Genomic DNA, 20,432 nt, shown 5'->3' on the forward strand with positions numbered 1-20,432 from the left:
TGTGCGGGCCCGGTGAATGGCCGAAGACTGCAGGAAGATGGGATGCCGTGGATGCCGATTTCGCCTTCGACCGAGGCCCCGACGCCGCGCTCATCGCCGACCTGAGTGCCGATCTCCGCGACGCCGGCTACACCGCCGACGCCGTGCGGGACGCCTGGGGGGCGCTGGCCGACACCGCGGTGGGCCACGGTCTGCACGGCCCGGCGCTGACCGCACTCGCCGGACGCACCGACGCCGCGGCGACGCTTGCGCGGCTGCTCTTCCTCGGGGTCGGCACCGCGCGCGACGCCGTCGATGCGGCGCTGCCGCGGGTGGGTGCCGCGGGCCTCGAGCGCCTGGCGCTCGCGCGCATCGACGGCGACGAGGTGGTGCCGCAGGCCCTCCTTCGCCCGCAGGACTACGGCGGAACCGGGGGAACCGGCGACACCGACGGTGCCGGCGAGTGGTGGATCGCGAGTGACCTCGACGAGGCGGCCCTCGGCGGCCCTCTTCCCACCGGTCATGTGCTGGGGGTCGGCGGCGCGTCCCTCACCCTCGCGGGACTGCAGCTGACGACACCGGTGGAGCGCGTGCTGGACGTCGGCACCGGGTGCGGCATCCAGGCGCTGCGGGCGCGCCGCGCCGCGGCATCCGTCGTCGCGACCGACGTCTCCGAGCGGGCGCTCGCCTTCACCCGACTGAACGCCGTGCTGAACGGCGTCGACGGCATCCAGACCCGGCACGGGAGCCTGTTCGAGCCCGTCGCCGGCGAGAGGTTCGACCGCGTCGTCTCCAACCCGCCGTTCGTCATCACGCCGCGCGTCGCGGGCGTGCCGGAATACGAGTACCGCGACGCCGGGTTCGCCGGCGACGATCTCGTCGCGGCGTTCGTGTCGGGCGTCGGTGCCGTCCTCGCTCCCGGCGGCACCGCCCAGCTGCTCGGCAACTGGGAGTACCGCGCCGGGGCCGACGGCCTGGACCGGGTGCGGGAGTGGGTCGCGGCGTCGGAGGTGCCGCTGGAGGCGTGGGTCATCGAGCGCGAGCAGCTCGACCCGCTCGCCTACGCGGAACTGTGGGTGCGCGACGGCGGCACCGCGCCGGGCACACGAGGGACACCGGGCACACCCGGCTACGCCGACCTCGTCGGTGCGTGGCTCGCCGACTTCGCCGCGCGCGGCGTCACCGGGATCGGATTCGGGTACCTGCTGCTGCGCCGCCCGGCATCCGGCGCCCCGCGCCTGGCGCGCTACGAACGGGTCACGCAGCCGCTCGGTGACGGACTCGGCGCCCACCTCGGGCAGGCCCTCGCGGCCTTCGACGCGCTCGCCGCCCTCGACGACGACGCACTGGCCGCGACCCGCCCGGTGGTCGCCACCGATGTCACCGAAGCCCGGCACCACCTGCCGGGGGCCGAGGCGCCGAGCGTCATCGAGCTGCGTCAGGGGGGCGGCCTCGCCCGCACGCTCGAGGTCGACCCGGCGCTCGCCGCGCTCGTGGGCGCATCGGACGGCGAACTGACCGCGGGTCAGCTGATCGACGCGATCGCGGACCTGCTCGAGGTGGATGCCGCGGCCCTCCGCGCCGACCTGCTGCCGCGCGTGCGGGAGCTCGTGTTCACCGGGTTCCTGCGCCTCGCCTGACGACATCGCCTCGGTAGGCTGGAGGCCATGCTCAACATGGCCGAGGGACTGGACCGCCTGGGCGCGCTCGCGACCTCGCCCATCATGGCGCGCCTCGGTGCGGCGTTCGCCGAGGCTGGTTTCGAGCTCGCCGTCGTCGGGGGTCCGGTGCGCGACGCGCTGCTCGGTCGGACCACCAACGACCTCGACCTGACGACGAACGCGCGGCCCGACGACATCCTGCGGATCGTGAAGCCGCTCGCGACCGCGACGTGGGACATCGGCCGCGCCTTCGGCACGATCGGGGCCAAGATCCCCGGTCCCGCCGGCACCTCCGAGCAGGTCGAGATCACGACGTACCGGGCCGACAGCTACGACGGCGTCACCCGCAAGCCGACCGTCGCGTTCGGCGACCGCCTCGAGGACGACCTCACCCGGCGCGACTTCACGGTCGGCGCGATGGCGCTGCGCCTTCCGGTGCCCGCGCTCGTGGACCCCACCGGTGGCGTGGAGGACCTCGTCGCCGGCGTCCTGCGCACCCCCGGGGACCCCGAAGTCAGCTTCGGCGACGATCCGCTCCGGATGCTGCGGGCCGCCCGCTTCGCGAGCCAGCTCGGCTTCACGGTCGCCGCCGACACCCTCGACGCGATCGCGCGGCTGCGCGCCACGATCGGGATCGTGAGCCCCGAGCGCGTGCAGGCCGAACTCGTGAAGCTCCTCGCGACCGACGATCCGGTGCCCGGCATCCGCATCCTCGTCGACACCGGCCTCATGGCCGAGTTCCTGCCCGAGGTGCCGGCGCTGCGGCTCGAGGTCGACGAGCACCATCACCACAAGGACGTGTACGAGCACTCCCTGACGGTGCTGCAGCAGGCGATCGATCTGGAGCACGAGCGTCACCCCGGTGCCGCGCCCGATGTGACGCTGCGCCTGGCCGCGCTGCTGCACGACATCGGCAAGCCCGCGACCCGCAAGCTCGAGCCCGGCGGCGGGGTCAGCTTCCACCACCACGACGTCAAGGGCGCGCGGCTGGCCCGCAAGCGCCTGCAGGCGCTGCGGTTCGATTCCGACACGATCGCCGCCGTCACCCAGCTCATCGAGCAGCACCTGCGGTTTTTCGGGTACGCCGAGGGGGCGTGGACCGACGCGGCGGTGCGCCGGTACGTGCGCGATGCCGGCGATCAGCTGGAGCGGCTGCACATCCTCACCCGCGCCGACGTCACGACCCGCAACGCCAAGAAGGCGGCGCGGCTGCGGCGCGCGTACGACGACATCGAGCGGCGCATCGCCGAACTGGCCGCGCAGGAGGAGCTCGACAGCATCCGCCCGGAGATCGACGGCAACCGGATTCAGGAGATCCTCGGGATCGCGCCCGGCCGGGAGGTCGGCGAGGCGTACCGGTTCCTGCTGGATCTGCGCCTCGACGAGGGCGTCATCGGACCGGATGCCGCCGAGCAGCGTCTGCGTGCCTGGTGGAGCGCCCGCGGCTGAACCTAGACTGAGTGCACTCCCGTCATCGTCGAACGGAGTCGCCGTGCCGTCGTCGTGGTCCGCGCACCGTGAGGTCTCTGCGGAGACCTCACGCCTGCTGATCGAGCGCGCGCACGAAGAGCTCGTCGGCGGCAACGCCGATGATCCCCGGCTGCAGCACATCCGCCCCCTCGTGCAGGATTCGTGGCGCCGGTCGCTCGCGAGCCTCGTGGGCGCCGAGGCGCTGCCGCCGCTGGAACTCACCGACGCGGAGCTGGAGGCCTACCGCAGCGCCCACCCGCTGGCCGGCGCGATGGACATGATCCGCGCGCTGCTGCTCCCCGAGTCGGATGCCGGGGTTGTCGTCGCGGTCGGCGACGCCGCCGGGCGCCTGCTGTGGGTCGAGGGCGACCGCGGCATCCGCCGGCTCACCAGCGACATGGGCTTCGTCGCGGGCGCGAACTGGTCGGAGCAGGCGGTGGGAACCTCCGCCCCCGGGACGGCGCTGACGCTCGATCGCTCGGTGCAGATCCACGGCGCGGAGCACTTCAACCGGCTCGTCGCGCCCTGGTCGTGCACGGCGGCGCCGGTCCACGATCCTGAGACGCGCCGGGTGCTGGGCGTCATCGACGTGACCGGCGGTGCCGAGGCGGCGACGCCGCAGGCGCAGCTGCTGGTCGACGCCACGGCCCGGGCGGTGGAGGGCGAGCTGCTCGTCGCGCGGCTGCGGGCCCGGGCCGCGGCGCCGGTGCGGTCGCGGGCGCGCGCCGCGGCATCCGTCCCCGCGAACGCGTCGGCGACGCTGCGGGTGCTCGGCCGCGACCGCGGACTACTCGAGGTGTCGGGCCCCGGCGGCGAGGCGGTCGCCGAGCTGTCGGGCCGGCACGCCGAGATCCTCCTCATGCTGGCGGTGCACCGGCAGGGCCTGTCGGCCGAGCGTCTCTCCGAGCTCGTCTACGGGCCGGATGCCGGCGAGGGGACGCTCCGGCCCGAGATGGTGCGGCTGCGGAAGGCTCTGGAGCGCCGCGCGCCGCAGCTGGTGCCGGCGTCGCGGCCCTACCGGCTGCCCGCCGAGCTCGACACCGACGCGCACCAGGTGCTCTCGCTGCTGGGCCGGGGCGCCCACCGCGTCGCGCTCGCCGCGTACCGCGGCCGCGTGCTCCCGGACTCGACGGCGCCGGGGGTGGAGGAGTTCCGCGACTCGGTGCGGATCGCGCTGCGCGAAGCCCTGCTGGCCGAGGCCTCGGTCGACGTGCTGCTGGCGTACGCCGACACCGACGACGGCGCGGACGACGCGGATGTCCTGCGCCTCGCCCTCGAGATGCTCCCGGCCCGCTCGCCGCGGCGCGCCGGGCTCGTCACCCGCCTGGAGCGCCTCGCCGGCTGGTGCGCCCGCGACGAGACGGCGCATCTGCGACGAGACGGCACCCGTCGCGCGCCGTCTCGCCGCGAATGTGCCGTCTCGAGGCGGGCACCCTGGCAGGATGGGCCGTGACGGAGGGATCCTGATGACCGACGACCTGCCCACGCCGGACCTCGTCCGCCTCGCCGAGTCGCACGGCATCGCGACCGAATACTGGTCGTTCTTCGGGGATCGGGTGAGTGTCCCGGCATCCACGCTCCGCGCGATCCTGCACGCGATGGGCGTCGATGCGACGACGGATGCCGCGGTCACCGCGGCCCTGCGCGACGCCGACGACCGGCCGTGGCGCGACCTGCTGCCGCCGTCGTTCGTGTCGCGGCCCGGCGCGCGCGCCCTGCCCGTGCACGTCGCGGACGGATACGACGTGGTGGTCACGGCGGTCCTCGAGGACGGCACGACCCGCGCCCTCCCCGTGCCCGATCAGCAGCCGACGGCGCGCGACGTCGACGGGCAGCGACGCTGGCGGGTCGAGGTGCCGATCCCGTCCGACCTCCCGCTCGGCTGGCACTCCGTGCACGCGTACGAGCGGCCGATCGGCGGAGGCGATCCCGGTCGCGCGGCATCCGCGCCCCTCGTGATCACCCCCGAGCGGATGCCGGCACCGCCGACCCGGCCCGGCCGCAGCCGCGGCTGGGGACTCATGGCGCAGCTGTACTCGGTGCGCTCGCGGGCCTCGTGGGGCATGGGCGACTTCGCCGACCTCGCCGACCTCGCCGCGATCGCCGGCTCCCGGGGGGCGGACTTCCTGCTGATCAACCCGATCCACGCCGCCGAGGTCACCCCTCCCATCGAGCCCTCGCCCTACCTGCCCGCTACACGCCGGTTCCTCGCGCCGCTGTACGTGCGCCCCGATGACATCCGTGAGGCGTCGTACCTGGATGCCGCCGGGCGCGCCGCCGTCGATGCCGCGCGCGGTCCGGTCGCCGCGACCGACACCGATGCCGCGCACATCGACCGCGACGCCGTCTGGGCCGCGAAGCGCCGCGCGCTGGAGACGATCTTCGCCGTGCCGCTCTCACCCGGCCGTGCCGCCGAGCTCGACGCGTTCACCGCGCGCGAGGGCCAGCCGCTGCAGGATTTCGCACTGTGGTGCGCCCTCGAGGAGTACTACGCCGGCGCTCCGCGCCCCGACGAGGCGTGGGACATCGACTCGCCGCTCGTCGCCGACCTGCGCGAGCGGCTGGCGCCGCGGGTCCGGTTCCACGTGTGGCTGCAGTGGATCGCCGACCAGCAGGTCGAAGACGCGCAGGCGGCGGCGAAGGCCTCTGGCATGGCGATCGGCATCATGCACGACCTCGCCGTCGGTGTGCACCAGAGGGGCTCCGACGCCTGGTCGCTGCGACGCATGTACGCGCCCGGCATGGCCGTCGGCGCGCCGCCGGACATGTACAACCAGCAGGGGCAGACGTGGAACCAGCCGCCGTGGCTGCCCGGTGCGCTCGCCGAGGCGGGCTACGCGCCGCTGCGCGACATGATCCGGACGCTCCTCCGACACGCCGGCGCGCTGCGGATCGACCACGTGATCGGGCTGTTCCGGCTGTGGTGGATCCCGGCAGGACTCAGCCCCGCCGCCGGCACGTACGTGCGCTACGACCACGAGGCGATGATCGGCGTGCTCATGCTCGAGGCGCACCGCGCCGGGGCCGTGCTCATCGGGGAGGACCTCGGCAACGTCGAGCCGTGGGTGCGCGACTACCTGTCGGCACGCGGCATCCTCGGCACGAGCGTGCTGTGGTTCGAGCGCGAGGGTGAGGGCTTCCGTCCGCCGGAGCACTACCGGGCGTCGCTGCTCGCGACCGTCAACACCCACGACCTGCCGCCGACGGCGGGCTATCTCGCCGACGAGCACGTCGCGCTGCGCGCGCGGCTCGGGCTGCTGACCCGGCCCGTCGAGCAGGAGCTGGCCGAGGCGGATGCCGAGCGCGCCGCCATGCTGGCGCTGCTGCGCGACCGGGGCCTGCTGTCGGAGGACGCTGGTGAGCAGGAGATCATCGAGGCGCTGAATGTGCTGATCACGGCATCCCCCGCTCAACTCATCGGGGTCGCGCTCGTGGATGCCGTCGGGGAGCGCCGGGCGCAGAACCAGCCCGGGACCGACCGCGAGTACCCGAACTGGCAGATCCCGCTGGCCGGACCCGACGGTCGCGCCGTGCTGCTCGACGACCTGGCCGCGAATCCGCGGTTCACCGCGCTCACCGCCGCCGTCGACAGCCACCTGTAACCGTCCCGGCCCGGCCGGGGACCCGGTCTTGGCGCCCTGCAACGGAATGCAACGTCGCGGGGCGTAGCTTCGGCGGCATCCGAACGCGGCAACGGATGCCGCGAGTTCATGCGTCGAAGGAGACATCATGACCATCGTCGAAGAGGGCGTCTCGAGCGTCTACGCCGCTCCGGGCCAGCGCGGAGCCATCGCCGAATACCGTCCGCGGTACGGCCACTACATCGGCGGCGAGTTCGTCGAACCCGTGAAGGGCCAGTACTTCGAGAACATCACGCCCGTCACCGGCAAGCCGTTCACCGAGGTCGGCCGCGGTACCGCGGAAGACATCGACCGCGCCGTCGACGTCGCATGGAAGGCGTTCGAGTCGTGGAAGCGGACGACCCCCGCCGAGCGCAGCGTGATCCTCAACAAGATCGCCGACCGCATGGAGCAGAACCTCGAGAAGATCGCGGTCGCCGAGACGTGGGAGAACGGCAAGCCCATCCGCGAGACGCTCGCCGCGGACATTCCGCTCGCGATCGACCACTTCCGCTACTTCGCCGGCGTGCTGCGCGCCCAGGAGGGCACGCTCAGCCAGATCGACGAAGACACGGTCGCGTATCACTTCCACGAGCCGCTGGGCGTCGTCGGCCAGATCATCCCGTGGAACTTCCCGCTGCTCATGGCGACGTGGAAGCTCGCCCCCGCGCTCGCGGCAGGCAACTGCGTCGTGCTGAAGCCGGCCGAGCAAACCCCGGCATCCATCCTGTTCCTGTTCGAGATCATCGGCGACCTGCTGCCGGCGGGCGTCGTGAACATCGTGAACGGGTTCGGGATCGAGGCGGGGGCTCCCCTCGCGCAGCACAAGCGCATCCGCAAGGTCGCGTTCACGGGTGAGACGACGACGGGGCGCCTGATCATGCAGTACGCGTCGCAGAACCTCATCCCCGTCACGCTCGAACTCGGCGGCAAGAGCGCGAACGTCTTCTTCGAGGACGTCGCGCGCGAGCGGGATGCCTACTACGACAAGGCGCTGGAGGGCTTCAGCTTCTTCGCCCTCAATCAAGGTGAGGTCTGCACCTGCCCGAGCCGCGCGCTCATCCAGCGCTCGATCTACGACCAGTTCCTCGGCGACGGGCTGGAGCGCGTCGGCAAGATCATCCAGGGAAACCCCCTCGATCCCGCCACCATGATCGGCGCGCAGGCGTCGAACGACCAGCTGGAGAAGATCCTCAGCTACATCGAGATCGGCAAGGCCGAGGGCGCGAAGCTGCTCGCCGGCGGGGAGCGGGTGGACCTCGGCGGCGAGCTCAGCGGTGGCTACTACGTCGCACCGACGGTCTTCGAGGGGCAGAACTCGATGCGCATCTTCCAGGAGGAGATCTTCGGCCCCGTCGTCTCGGTCACGAGCTTCGACGGCTTCGACGACGCCATCCACACCGCCAACGACACGCTCTACGGTCTGGGCGCAGGCGTGTGGAGCCGATCGGCCGACACCATGTACCGGGCCGGGCGCAGCATCGAGGCCGGTCGCGTGTGGACGAACACCTACCACCAGTACCCGGCGCATGCCGCGTTCGGCGGGTACAAGCAGTCCGGCATCGGTCGCGAGAATCACCTCAAGATGCTCGACCACTACCAGCAGACCAAGAACCTGCTCGTGTCCTACGCCGAAGGCGCGATGGGCTTCTTCTGAGCGTGTCGAAGACGGTTCCTGAGCTTGTCGAAGGACTGAGATGACCTCCCCCACCAGCAGGGTCGCCGTGACGGATGCCGCGGCGGCCCTGCTGCGGCAGTTGACGGCGCAGCACGGAAAGCTCATGTTCCATCAGTCCGGCGGATGCTGCGACGGGAGCGCCCCGATGTGCTTCCCCGTCGGAATGTTCCTCACCGGCCCGTCGGACGTGCACCTCGGCGAGCTCGAGGTCGGCCTCGACGACCCCATCCACGTGTGGATCTCGGAGGCCCAGTTCGAGTACTGGAAGTACACCCACCTCACGATCGACGTCGTGCCCGGGCGCGGCGCCGGATTCAGCGTCGAGGGCCCCACCGGCAACCGCTTCATCATCCGCTCCCGCATGCTCGACGACGCCGAACTGACGGCCTTCGGGCTGAAACCCGGGGCCTGAGCGCACGACGCACGGTTTCGTTCTCGTCACAAAAACCGCGATCAGGTGTCAATCCGCTGAAGCCGGGTGAAAGATGGCTAACCGGGCCCCGCCTTCCCGACGGGGCCGGCATTCACACAGCAGAGGTAACTCCATGGCACTGCATTCCACTCCCCGGGGCCGCGTCGGCCTCGCGGTCGCCGCGTTTGGCGCGTCGGCCCTTCTCCTGGCCGGCTGCGCCGGCGGATCGACCGGCGGCTCCACCGACGGCGCCGCGTCGGGCGACCCGATCGTCGTCGGCACCACCGACAAGGTCACCACCCTCGACCCGGCCGGCTCGTACGACAACGGCTCGCTCGCGGTCCAGACCCAGGTCTTCCCGTACCTGGTCAACACCGACTACAACTCCACCGAGGTCGTTCCCGACCTCGCCGAGTCGGCCGAGTTCACCTCGCCGACGGAGTACACGGTGACCCTTCCCGAGGGCCTGAAGTGGTCCAACGGCCACGACCTCACCAGCTCGGACGTGAAGTTCTCGTTCGACCGCAACATCAAGATCGCCGACCCGAACGGCGCGTCGAGCCTGCTCTACAACCTCGACAGCGTGGAGACCCCCGACGACACCACCGTCGTCTTCAAGCTCAAGAAGGCCAACGACTAGGTCTTCCCCTTCATCCTGACCTCCTTCCCCGGCGCCATCGTCGACGAAGAGGTCTTCTCTGCCGACGCCGTCACGCCCGACCAGGAGATCGTGGATGCCGATGCGTTCGGCGGCCCGTACTCGATCACCTCGTGGGACTTCAACAAGACCGTCGAGTTCACGCCCAACAAGAACTACAAGGGTCTGCTGGACGCCCCGGTCAACTCCGGCGTCATCCTCAGCTACTTCGCCGAGTCGTCGAACCTGAAGCTCGCCGTGCAGGAGGGCGACGTCGACGTGGCGTACCGCAGCCTCTCGGCCACCGATGTGGACGACCTCAGCGGCAACGACAAGGTGAAGGTCGTCGACGGCCCCGGCGGCGAGATCCGCTACATCGTCTTCAACTTCAACACGCAGCCGTACGGCGCGACCACTGCCGACGCCGACGCCGCCAAGGCGCTCGCCGTCCGTCAGGCCGTGGCCGACCTCGTCGACCGCGAGACCATCTCGACCCAGGTCTACAAGGGCACCTACACCCCGCTGTACTCCTACGTTCCCGAGGGCTTCACGGGAGCGACCGAGGCGCTGAAGGACCTGTACGGCGACGGTGACGGCGGCCCCGACGCGGCCAAGGCCAAGGCGACCCTCGAGGCGGCCGGTGTCACCGTTCCCGTCGAGCTGAACCTGCAGTACAGCCCCGACCACTACGGTCCCTCGTCCGGTGACGAGTACGCGCTGGTCAAGCAGCAGCTCGAGGCCGACGGCCTGTTCACGGTCAACCTGCAGTCGACCGAGTGGGTGCAGTACTCGAAGGACCGCACCGCCGACGTGTACCCGGCCTACCAGCTCGGCTGGTTCCCGGACTACTCCGACGCCGACAACTACCTGACGCCGTTCTTCCTGAAGGACAACTTCCTCGGCAACCACTACGACAACCCCGAGGTGAACGACCTGATCCTGAAGCAGGCGGTGGAGCCGGATGCTGCCACGCGCACGGCGGACATCGAGAAGATCCAGGATCTCGTCGCGCACGACCTGTCCACGGTGCCGCTGCTGCAGGGTGCCCAGGTCGCGGTGACCGGCGCTGACGTCTCCGGCGTCACCCTCGACGCGTCGTTCAAGCTGCGCTTCGCACCCATCACCAAGTAATCGCGGCTCACGGCGTTTCGTCTCGCCGTTGCGCTCCACGCTCAACGACCGGGGTTTCGGCCCCGGTCGTCGAGCGAGCGCAGCGAGACGAAACGCCTTTCTCCGTAAGGTAGACATCCATGACGACCGACGTCGCAGACCCGCCCGCAGCGCTGCAGGTGCCGCGAACCCGAGGCGGTGGCTCCACGCTGGGCCGCTACATCCTGATCCGGTTCCTCCTGATCTTCCCCACCGTGCTGATCCTCGTGACGCTCGTGTTCTTCCTGATCCGTCTCACCGGCGATCCGATCACGGCGGCCCTCGGCGGCCGGCTCCCGGCCGACCAGCTCGCCGAGCGCATCCACGAGGCCGGCTACGACCGGCCCATCTGGATCCAGTACATCGAGTACCTCGGCCAGGTGTTCACCCTCAACTTCGGCACGACCCTCACCGACAACCAGCCGGTCGTGCAGGTGATCGCCACCTACGGCACCGCGACGCTCGAGCTCGTGGTCTACGCGCTCGTGGTCGCCTTCATCGTCGGCATCCCGCTGGGACTGGTCGCGGCGGCGCTGCGCGATCGCTGGCCCGACGCTCTGCTGCGCGTGAGCGCGATCCTCTTCTACGCCACCCCGGTGTTCTTCGCCGGCATGGTCGCCAAGCTCGTCTTCGGGGTCTGGCTCGGCTGGCTGCCCATCTCGGGGCGCGCGAACGTGCGCACGGAGCTCGCCATCGGGCGTGACGGCGGCACCGGCATCTACCTCATCGACGCGATTGCGACGGGAAACCCCGCCTACGTGCAGGACGTGCTGCTGCACGCCGTGCTCCCGGCGCTCACGCTCGGCCTGCTGACGGCCGGCATCTTCCTGCGCCTCGTGCGGACGAACGTCATCGGCACCTACAACATGCCCTACATCGACGCCGCCCGCTCCCGCGGCGTCGGCGAGGGGCGCCTGGTCCGCACCCACGCCTACCGCCCGGCGCTCATCCCGATCATCACCGTCATCGGCCTGCAGATCGCGCTCATGCTCGGCGGCGCGGTGCTGACCGAGACGACCTTCGAGTGGAAGGGCCTCGGCTTCCAGCTGGCCGCCTACCTGTCCGCGCGCGACTTCGTCGCGGTCCAGGGCATCGTCGCGATGATCGCGATCATCGTCGCACTCACCAACTTCGTCGTCGACATCCTCGCGGCGTTCATCGACCCGCGAGTGAGGTACTGACATGGCGAAGCGTCGCGTCCTCGACCGCCTCCCCGTCGTCCACCAGCTGCGCCAGAGCGTCGGCCTGCAGCGGGGGATGCTGGTGGCCGGCCTCGTGCTCACCGCGATCTTCCTGCTGTGCGCGCTGCTCGCGCCGTGGATCGCGCCCTACAGCTACAGTCAGCTCTCCGGACCCGACGGCAACTTCGGTGCGCAGCAGCCGCCGAGCTCCGCTCACCTGCTGGGAACCACGGTCGGCGGGTACGACGTGCTGTCCCGCGTCATCTGGGGTGCCCAGACCGCGCTGTACGTGGTCATCGTCGCGATCGTGCTGTCGGTGTTCATCGGCATCCTGCTGGGGCTCGTCTCGGGCTACCTCGGCGGGTGGGTCGACCGCGTGCTCGTCGTCATCGCCGACGCGATCTACGCCTTCCCGACGCTGCTGCTCGCGATCGTCGTGGCGATCGCGATCTCGCGCGGTCAGTCGGACCTGCGGTCCGGGATCATCGCGGCGGCGGCATCCATCACCGTCGTGTTCATCCCGCAGTACTTCCGGGTGGTCCGAGCCGAAGTGATCCGGGTGAAGTCCGAGGCGTTCGTCGAATCGGCGAAGGTCATTGGCGCGTCCACGCCGCGCATCATGTTCCGCCACGTGCTGCGCAACTCCACGCGCACGCTGCCGCTGATCGTCACGCTCAACGCGTCGGAGGCGATCGCCACTCTCGCCGCGCTCGGCTTCCTCGGGTTCGGCATCGAGCCGACCGCGGCGGCGGAGTGGGGGTACGACCTCAACAAGGCGCTCAGCGACGTCGCCGCCGGCATCTGGTGGACCTCCATCCCGCCCGGCATCGCGATCGTGCTGACGATCCTCGGCATCACGCTCATCGGCGAGAGCCTGAACGACCTCGCGGATCCGCGCCTGCGCGCCCGTCGCCGGGCGAAGGCGCAGACGCCGGCCGATGCGGTCGCGGCCCGCCAGCCGACCGCGCAGGAGTTCATGGGAGAGGTGCAGTGATGACGACGGCATCCACCGACCGCCTGGCTGTCGACATCCGGCACCTCGACGTCACGTTCGCGACCGACGGGGGCGACGTCCACGCCGTGCGGGGCGTCTCGCTCGACGTCCGCCCGGGCGAGGTGCTCGCCATCGTCGGCGAGTCCGGCAGCGGCAAGACGGTCACGGCGCGCACGATCCTAGGGCTACTGCCCGAGACGGCGCTCACACAGGGAGCCGTCGTGCTCGACGGCATCGACGTCGTCGGCCTCGACCGCGATGCGCTGCGGCGCGTGCGCGGCGAGAAGGCCGCCATGATCTTCCAGGAGCCCTCGACGGCGCTCAACCCGGTGTTCACCGTCGGCTGGCAGCTCATCGAGGGTCTGCGCGCCCACGGGAAGTACTCGAAGGGGGAGGCGAAGGCGCGCGCCGTGGACATGCTGCGCCGCGTCGGCATCCCCGACCCGGAGCGCCGCGTCGACGACTACCCGCACCAGTTCTCCGGCGGCCAGAAGCAGCGCATCGTCATCGCGATGGCGCTCGCGCTGAACCCGACCGTCATCATCGCCGACGAGCCGACGACCGCGCTCGACGTGACCGTGCAGGCGGAGATCCTCGACCTGCTGCGGCGCCTGCGCGACGAGGACGGCACCGCGATCGTCCTCATCACGCACAACATGGGCGTCGTGGCCGATCTCGCCGATCGCGTGGCGGTCATGCTGAACGGCGAGGTCGTCGAGACGGCACCGGCGGGTGAGCTCTTCGCCGCCCCCCGGCACGAGTACACCCAGCGCCTGCTCGCCGCGGTCCCGCGGCTGGAGATCGTCGATCGCCGGCTGCCGGAGTCCGCGGCATCCGCGGCGCCCCTCGTCGTCGCCGACGAGCTCGTCATCGAGTATCCGGGACGCCTCGGGCGACCGACCTTCCGCGCCGTCGACGCGGTGAGCTTCACGATCTCCCCCGGCGAGGTGGTGGGCCTCGTCGGCGAGAGCGGATCGGGCAAGACAACGATCGGTCGCGCGATCGCGGGGCTCACGCCGGTCAGCGGCGGGTCGCTGCAGGTGCTGGGCGCGGAGATGCTCGGGATCACCGAGCGCCGATTCCGCCCGCGGCGCAAGGATCTGGGGTTCGTCTTCCAGGACCCCGCGACGAGCTTCAACCCGCTGCTGACGATCGCGCAGAACGTCGCCGAGCCGCTCATCGTCCACGGCGGCGCCCGCAACGCCGCCGACGCCCGGCCCAAGGTCGACGAGCTGCTCGAGGCGGTGCAGCTGCCGGCCGCGTTCGGCGACCGCTTCCCGCACGAGCTGTCCGGGGGTCAGCGGCAGCGGGCCTCGCTCGCGCGCGGGCTGGCGCTGGACCCCAAGCTGCTGATCGCCGACGAGCCGACGAGCGCCCTGGACGTCTCGGTGCAGGCCCGCGTGCTCGAGCTGTTCGGGCAGCTGCAGGAGCGGTTCGGGTTCGCGACGCTGTTCATCACGCATGACCTCGCCGTCGTCGACATGCTGGCGCACACCGTCGTCGTGCTGCAGGGCGGCCGGATCGCCGAGACCGGCCCGACCGCGAAGGTGCTGGGCGACCCGCAGAACGCGTACACCCGCAAGCTCATCGCGTCGCTGCCGGTGCCCGATCCCGCCCTGCAGGCGGAGCGCCGCGCGGCGTGGAAGTCGAGTCATATCATCTGAGCATGACGACCCCGCCGCCCGCGCCGCGTGACGATGTCCCACGTATGCGGGTGAGCGCGTCAAGGCCTTCGCCGATGCGGTCGTGGCGATCGCGATGACTCTGCTCATCCTGCCGCTGATGGAGTCGATCGCCGACGTCGCGGCATCCGACCTCTCGGCCGCGCAGCTTTTGTTCGCCCGGATGCTGGGGGTCAGGGAGTCACGCCGCTGAAGAGCCCGCCCAACAGCCCGCCGAACACGCCGACCTGGCCGAGCAGCATGACGACCACGATCACCCCGAAGATCACGATGAAGCCCCACGGGACGCCGCGCTTGAGCCGTCGCCCCTGCGGCGCGACGCCCGGCGGTGGGCGCAGGAGCGCGGCGGGTGCCGCGAACGGCAGCGCGGTCGCGCCGGCTGGGGCGGGTGCTCCCGGCGTCGGCGCCGCCATGGCCGCCGGCGCTGAGGCGGGGGCGGCCAGGCGCTCGTCGCGCCACCGCTCCCATTGCGCGAACTTGTCGAGCAGGGCCGCGACCACCGAGAACAGCCACGCCCACGTCGCCGCATCGAGGGTCGACGCCTCGCGCAGGGTGTAGAGGAAAAGCCAGTCGTCGACGATCTCGGCATCCAGCGCCGCGGCGTGGTCGACGAAGCGCGCCATGATGTCGGGCGTGAACAGATACAGCGCGTCGGCCTCATACCCCTGTGGGCAGAAGAGGGTGAAGTAGCGGTCGAAGTCGCCCTCGAGGCTCAGCCGCTGGCTCTTGTCGAGGGATGCCGGCAGGTTCGACCCCAGGAAGGAGTTGTTGCCGACGGCATCCAGCACGATGTTCGGCAACGGCGTGGACAGCTTGACGGCCACGTAGCCCCAGCGGTGGGTGCTCTCGTTCTTCCCCGACCCCGTCTTGTAGGTGTAGTTGCCGAACTCGACGAACCGCGGCCGCTCCCCGCGGACGACGTCGGCGGCCACGCGCCCGTGTCCGAGGCCGAAGATCATGCCGGGCAGGGGTGGGTCGGAGACGACCGGGTACCACGTCATGGCGTTCGCCCGGGCGAACCGATCCAGCCGCCACCACCGCTCCCCGCTTCCCGCGCCGACCACACGCACGATGATGGCGACGACCGCCCCGACGATCACGACCAGCATGACGATCGGGACGATCGCGAACAAGCCGCCGCCCGGCATCCCGCCCGAGGTGGCCAGCGCGAGGAAGCTCCCCACGATCCCGGCGAACACCGAGCCGAACATCACGAGGAAGACCGCGCCGATGACCGCCGCCAGAACGATCCCGACGACGTTGCGCTGCGGGGCGCGTCCGCTCGCCCGCAGCTGCCGCACATACGCGCGTACCGTGGCCCGGTCGGCGGGCTCGGTGAGCGGGCGGGCGTCGAAGGGAACGGATGCCGGGGGCATGCTCATCTGGCCTCCTCTGTCGCGTGCCACGCTACGGGATTCGGCCGGAGCCGAGCCATCGGCTAGACTGTGGAGGTTGTCCGTCTGCGCCCACCCGGGTGCCATGCGGACACGTGCATCAACCCTCCTGGTGCCGGGAACCGCCCGGCATCCGTTCTAGTCCGAAGGAGGTGGGTTAGTGACGCACTCACACCAGTACGAGCTCATGGTCATCCTCGACCCCGAGATCGACGAGCGTCAGGTCGCCCCCAAGCTCGACGGGTTCCTCAAGGTGATCACCGGTGACGGTGGCACGATCGAGAACGTCGACATCTGGGGCAAGCGTCGCCTGGCGTACGAGATCCAGAAGAAGAACGAGGGCATCTACGCCGTCGTCAATTTCACCGCCACGAGCGAGGCCACGCAGGAGCTCGACCGTCAGCTGAAGCTGAACGAGCAGATCATGCGCACCAAGGTCCTGCGCGCCGAGGAGGCGATCGCCCAGGTCGCCGCCGAGAAGGAGCGCGCCGAGGCCAAGGCCGCCCGCAAGGCAGCGAAGGCGTAACGGACGATGGCCGGCGAGACCGTCATCACCGTCGTGGGCAACCTCACGGCAGACCCCGAGCTGCGCTACACGCAGAACGGCCTGCCCGTCGCGAACTTCACGATCGCGTCGACGCCGCGCAACTTCGACCGTCAGGCCAACGAGTGGAAGGACGGCGAAGCGCTGTTCCTCCGCGCGTCGGTGTGGCGCGAGTTCGCCGAGCACGTGGCGGGGTCCCTCACCAAGGGCATGCGGGTCATCGCGACCGGCCGTCTGAAGCAGCGTTCCTACCAGGACCGCGAGGGCAACAACCGCACCGCGATCGAGCTGGAGGTCGACGAGATCGGCCCCTCGCTGCGCTACGCGACGGCACAGGTCACGCGTGCGGCATCCTCCGGCGGGTCCGGTGGCGGCTTCGGCGGCGGCCAGCAGGCACGCCCGCAGGTGCAGCAGGAGGAGCCGTGGGCGACCCCCGGCTCGGCCGCACCGGACGCGTGGAGCGCTCCCGGTTCCTACGGCGACGACACGCCGTTCTGATTTCACAACACTCGTAAGGAAAAACAATGGCTGGAAAGGCTACCGGCGATCGCCGCAAGCCGCGGAAGGGCGCGAAGAACGCCGCTCCCGCGAAGGCGATCCGCGTCGGCGTCATCGACTACAAGGACGTCGCGACGCTTCGCAAGTTCATCTCGGAGCGCGGCAAGATCCGCGCCCGCCGTATCACCGGTGTCTCGGTGCAGGAGCAGCGTCTGATCGCCAAGGCGATCAAGAACGCCCGTGAAATGGCGCTCCTGCCCTACGCCGGCGCTGGCCGCTAAGGAGCACCTCATGGCAAAGCTGATTCTCACGAACGAGGTTGCCGGGCTCGGAAGCGCCGGTGACGTCATCGAGGTCAAGAACGGGTACGCCCGCAACTACCTCATCCCCCAGGGCTTCGCTGTGGCCTGGACCCGCGGTGGCGAGAAGCAGGTGGCGTCGATCCGCGCCGCTCGCGAGTCGCGCGCGATCCACGACCACGAAGAGGCCGTCGCGCTCAAGGACGCCCTCGAGTCGAACAAGGTCAAGCTGTCGGTCAAGGCCGGCAAGGAAGGCCGCCTGTTCGGTTCGGTCAAGACCGCCGACGTGGCCGACGCCGTCAAGGCGGCGGGCCTCGGCGAGCTCGACAAGCGCAAGATCCACATCACCGCGCCCATCAAGGCCGTCGGTGAGCACGAGGCGACCGTGCGCCTGCGCGACGACCTCACCGCCGTGATCACCCTTCAGGTGGTTGCCGCGAAGTAATCGCGCGGCGGTCGGCGGACGCGAACTCCGCAAGATCACGCGAACTCCGCACCGGGAATCGTTTCCCGGCGCGGAGTTCGCGCTTTTCCGTGGAGTTTGTGCGATCAGGCGGTGCGGCCGCGGCGCCGGACGGTGAGCATCACCCCCGTCGCGATCGTGAGGAGCGCTGCCACCAGTGGCGCGATGCTCACCGCGCCGCCCGTCTCGGCGAGAGCCGTGACGGCACCGACGGATGCCGCGGTCCCGACGATCGGGCCGTTTCCCGAACCTCCGCTCACGCCGGGGTTGCCGGGCTCCCCCGGCGTACCCGGATCGGTCGGCCCCGTGGGGTCGGTCGGGTCAGTGGGGTCAGTGGGGTCGGTGGGGTCCGTCGGGTCGGTCGGGGTGACCGGGCCCGTGGTGGGTGCGCTCGTCGTGGCGTCACCGACGACCGCGACGGCGTTTCCGCCTGCGGTGACAGGTGCCGTCAGCGGCAGGGCCAGCTGGGTGCCGCCCAGGATGCCGTCGGCGCCGTCTGTCGTCGCGGCGTCCGCCGTCGCGTCCGATGGGCTCACAGGCGCCGTCGTGGCGGCGCCTGCGCTGGTCGCGTCGAACCAGGCGAAGGCGACGCCGAGGCCCGTGACAGCGAGCATCGGCCAACGGCGGCTGTGCGATCGAGCTGTGGCGTCCACGTTCACCTCCCGCGACGGATCGTCGGATGCCGATGATGCCATCGGCTCTGGAGTGCCCGGATTTCGCACGCTACCCCCGCAGTGCGCGGCTGTCTACCACCCCCGTCGCGCAGCGCGTGCGATTCCGACTTGACAAGGCGACATTCATCCCCATGGTTGTCCCCAGTTCCCCCACCGCCGGTTCAACCTTCAAGCAGCACTTCAACCACATTCACCGTCCACAGCATGTGGGAGAGAAAAGCGCAGATCAAGAGGTCATAAATAGTCAGCATCCGTCAAATCTCGGGCGTGTTTCCACAGCCTCTGTACACAGGCGTCTCGGCGTTTCACGCATCCCGTCCACAGAGTTATCCACAGGCCGGTTTGCGGGTGTCGGAACCCGTCTCTAGCGTGGCGTGTGGTCCGGAGAACGAGGCACCCGGGCCGGGGAAGAGGGGCGCTGCATGTCGATCGCGGATATCTCCGACGAACGTCTGGGCGGACCGCGCGAGGAGCGGGGGGCCGAGCGCACCCCGCCGCACGACCTGCTGGCCGAGCAGAGCGCCCTGGGCGGCATGTTGCTGTCGAAGGACGCGGTCGCCGATGTCATCGAGACGCTGCGCGGCACCGACTTCTACGTGCCGAAGCACGAGCTGATCTTCGAGGCGATCCTCTCGCTGTACTCGCACGGCGAGCCGACCGACGTCGTCGCCGTGACCGACGAGCTCATCAAGACCGGCGAGCTTCAGCGCGCCGGCGGTGCCGATTACCTGCACACGCTGACCTCGATCGTTCCGACGGCAGCGAACGCCGGCTATTACGCGTCGATCGTCAACGAGCGCGCGCTGCTGCGCCGGCTGGTGGAGGCCGGGACGCGCATCGTGCAGATGGGCTACAACGGCCAGGGCGAGGCGCTCGACCTGGTGAACAACGCCCAGGCCGAGATCTACTCGGTGACCGGCGCGGAGCGCGCCGAGGACTACGTGCCGCTGCAGGTGGCGGTGGATGCCGCGGTCGACGAGATCGAGGCGGCGCGCGGTCGCGACGGGCAGATGACGGGCATCCCGACCGGGTTCTCCGGGCTGGACCAGCTGACCAACGGCCTGCACCCCGGGCAGATGATCATCATCGCGGCGCGGCCGGCGATGGGCAAGTCGACCCTGGCTCTCGATTTCGCGCGGGCCGCGGCGATCAAGGCGGACATGCCGACGATCTTCTTCTCGCTCGAGATGGGCAAGAGCGAGATCGCGATGCGTCTGATGAGCGCCGAGGGCGCCGTGCCGCTGCAGAGCATGCGCAAGGGCACGCTCGACTCGCGGGACTGGACGACGATCGCGGCGACGCGCGGCCGGATCAATGACGCGCCGCTGTACATCGACGACAGCCCCAACATGACGCTGGTCGAGATCCGAGCGAAGTGCCGACGGCTCAAGCAGCGGGTCGGGCTGAAGATGGTCGTGATCGACTACCTGCAGCTGATGACGTCGGGCAAGCGGGTCGAGAGCCGCCAGCAGGAGGTGTCGGAGTTCTCGCGTGCGCTGAAGCTGCTGGCGAAAGAGCTGCAGGTGCCCGTGATCGCGCTGTCGCAGCTGAACCGTGGACCCGAGCAGCGCGCCGACAAGAAGCCGGCGCTGTCCGACCTGCGTGAGTCGGGATCGATCGAGCAGGATGCCGACATGGTTGTGCTCCTGCACCGCGAAGCCGCCTACGAGAAGGACAGCCCACGCGCCGGCGAGGCCGACCTGATCGTCGCCAAGCACCGCAACGGCCCCACCGACACGATCACCGTCGCCTTCCAGGGCCATTTCTCGCGCTTCACCGACATGGCCCCGGGAGACTTCGGGTAGGTTTTTTTCGAAGTTGTCCATTTCGCAGATGAAATGTCCACGGTGTGTCCATCTGGACATTTCGAGCCGATAATCCTCGCTGGCGCCTTCCCGGATTCCATAGTGCTGAGAAGCGAGCGGATCGACCGATGCTCTCAGATGGCGCGGATGGCCTGGCCGGCGAGGCCGGTGAGTATTCGGTGGGGTGCGACGATGCTGGTGACGAGTCCGAGGGCGTAGCGGTCGATTCTGTAGCCCAGGGCTGATCGGACGCGCGCAGGTTGACGGGCAGCGTTTGCAAGAGTTCTGTAGG

At 70.3% G+C, this 20,432-nt stretch carries 16 protein-coding genes and 2 pseudogenes; 16 read left to right on the forward strand and 2 right to left on the reverse strand.

What is annotated here, in order from left to right; all coding sequences use genetic code 11:
• The first annotated feature begins 47 nt into the window (after positions 1-47).
• The 11 genes and pseudogenes from JOD60_RS02270 to JOD60_RS02320 form a co-directional block, all read left to right on the forward strand.
• Positions 48-1,619: a DUF7059 domain-containing protein gene (locus tag JOD60_RS02270; protein ID WP_076688249.1), complete on the forward strand. Its 1,572-nt coding sequence runs from the start codon at positions 48-50 to the stop codon at positions 1,617-1,619.
• A gap of 27 nt (positions 1,620-1,646) precedes the next feature.
• Positions 1,647-3,089 carry a CCA tRNA nucleotidyltransferase gene (locus JOD60_RS02275; protein ID WP_076688250.1) on the forward strand — a complete coding sequence of 481 codons (1,443 nt, stop codon included), beginning with the start codon at positions 1,647-1,649 and terminating at the stop codon, positions 3,087-3,089.
• A 43-nt stretch (positions 3,090-3,132) separates the two neighbouring features.
• Positions 3,133-4,563, forward strand: a complete 1,431-nt coding sequence (locus JOD60_RS02280; RefSeq protein WP_157127807.1) for a GAF domain-containing protein — start codon at positions 3,133-3,135, stop codon at positions 4,561-4,563.
• Positions 4,564-4,576: 13 nt separating this feature from the next.
• Complete coding sequence (malQ, locus tag JOD60_RS02285) at positions 4,577-6,712, forward strand: 4-alpha-glucanotransferase (protein WP_076692014.1); 2,136 nt, start codon at positions 4,577-4,579, stop codon at positions 6,710-6,712.
• Between the two features lie 127 nt (positions 6,713-6,839).
• Positions 6,840-8,387 (forward strand): acetaldehyde dehydrogenase ExaC, encoded by a 1,548-nt coding sequence (gene exaC, locus JOD60_RS02290; protein WP_076688251.1) that lies wholly within the window; start codon positions 6,840-6,842, stop codon positions 8,385-8,387.
• Positions 8,388-8,427: 40 nt separating this feature from the next.
• Positions 8,428-8,820, forward strand: coding sequence for a DUF779 domain-containing protein (locus JOD60_RS02295; RefSeq protein WP_076688252.1), 393 nt, complete (start codon positions 8,428-8,430; stop codon positions 8,818-8,820).
• Between the two features lie 133 nt (positions 8,821-8,953).
• Positions 8,954-10,588: pseudogene (locus tag JOD60_RS02300) on the forward strand (ABC transporter substrate-binding protein).
• A 119-nt stretch (positions 10,589-10,707) separates the two neighbouring features.
• Complete coding sequence (locus JOD60_RS02305) at positions 10,708-11,787, forward strand: ABC transporter permease (RefSeq protein ID WP_076688253.1); 1,080 nt, start codon at positions 10,708-10,710, stop codon at positions 11,785-11,787.
• 1 nt (position 11,788) lies between these two features.
• On the forward strand, positions 11,789-12,781 hold the full coding sequence (locus JOD60_RS02310) for an ABC transporter permease (RefSeq protein WP_076688254.1): 993 nt from the start codon (positions 11,789-11,791) through the stop codon (positions 12,779-12,781).
• Positions 12,781-14,445 carry an ABC transporter ATP-binding protein gene (locus JOD60_RS02315; protein ID WP_076688255.1) on the forward strand — a complete coding sequence of 555 codons (1,665 nt, stop codon included), beginning with the start codon at positions 12,781-12,783 and terminating at the stop codon, positions 14,443-14,445. The genes JOD60_RS02310 and JOD60_RS02315 overlap by 1 nt, the downstream gene beginning before the upstream one ends.
• A gap of 67 nt (positions 14,446-14,512) precedes the next feature.
• Positions 14,513-14,656 (forward strand): annotated as a pseudogene (locus JOD60_RS02320) (hypothetical protein); the annotation flags it as partial.
• On the opposite strand, the gene JOD60_RS02325 reads toward JOD60_RS02320, so the two are convergent.
• A complete protein-coding gene (locus JOD60_RS02325) occupies positions 14,637-15,845 on the reverse strand; it encodes a hypothetical protein (protein WP_076688256.1) in 1,209 nt (402 codons plus the stop codon). The pseudogene JOD60_RS02320 and the gene JOD60_RS02325 sit on opposite strands and share 20 nt — an antisense overlap.
• A gap of 199 nt (positions 15,846-16,044) precedes the next feature.
• Here JOD60_RS02325 and rpsF point away from each other — a divergent pair, with 199 nt between their 5' ends.
• The 4 genes from rpsF to rplI are packed head-to-tail and all read left to right on the forward strand — an operon-like array spanning position 16,045 to position 17,643.
• Positions 16,045-16,383, forward strand: a complete 339-nt coding sequence (rpsF, locus tag JOD60_RS02330; RefSeq protein ID WP_060960846.1) for a 30S ribosomal protein S6 — start codon at positions 16,045-16,047, stop codon at positions 16,381-16,383.
• A 6-nt stretch (positions 16,384-16,389) separates the two neighbouring features.
• Positions 16,390-16,899 (forward strand): single-stranded DNA-binding protein, encoded by a 510-nt coding sequence (locus JOD60_RS02335; RefSeq protein ID WP_076688257.1) that lies wholly within the window; start codon positions 16,390-16,392, stop codon positions 16,897-16,899.
• A 26-nt stretch (positions 16,900-16,925) separates the two neighbouring features.
• A complete protein-coding gene (gene rpsR / locus JOD60_RS02340; RefSeq protein WP_005054609.1) occupies positions 16,926-17,180 on the forward strand; it encodes a 30S ribosomal protein S18 in 255 nt (84 codons plus the stop codon).
• A 10-nt stretch (positions 17,181-17,190) separates the two neighbouring features.
• On the forward strand, positions 17,191-17,643 hold the full coding sequence (gene rplI, locus JOD60_RS02345) for a 50S ribosomal protein L9 (protein ID WP_076688258.1): 453 nt from the start codon (positions 17,191-17,193) through the stop codon (positions 17,641-17,643).
• A 104-nt stretch (positions 17,644-17,747) separates the two neighbouring features.
• On the opposite strand, the gene JOD60_RS02350 is transcribed toward rplI, so the two are convergent.
• The gene (locus JOD60_RS02350) at positions 17,748-18,275 is read right to left on the reverse strand and encodes a chaplin family protein (protein WP_157127809.1); all 528 of its coding nucleotides are present in this window, start codon (positions 18,273-18,275) and stop codon (positions 17,748-17,750) included.
• Between the two features lie 482 nt (positions 18,276-18,757).
• Here JOD60_RS02350 and dnaB point away from each other — a divergent pair, with 482 nt between their 5' ends.
• The gene (gene dnaB, locus JOD60_RS02355) at positions 18,758-20,140 is read left to right on the forward strand and encodes a replicative DNA helicase (protein WP_076688260.1); all 1,383 of its coding nucleotides are present in this window, start codon (positions 18,758-18,760) and stop codon (positions 20,138-20,140) included.
• Positions 20,141-20,432 lie beyond the last annotated feature (292 nt).

Origin of the sequence: Microbacterium aurum (genome assembly GCF_016907815.1) — a bacterium.
Taxonomy (GTDB): Bacteria; Actinomycetota; Actinomycetes; order Actinomycetales; family Microbacteriaceae; genus Microbacterium; species Microbacterium aurum.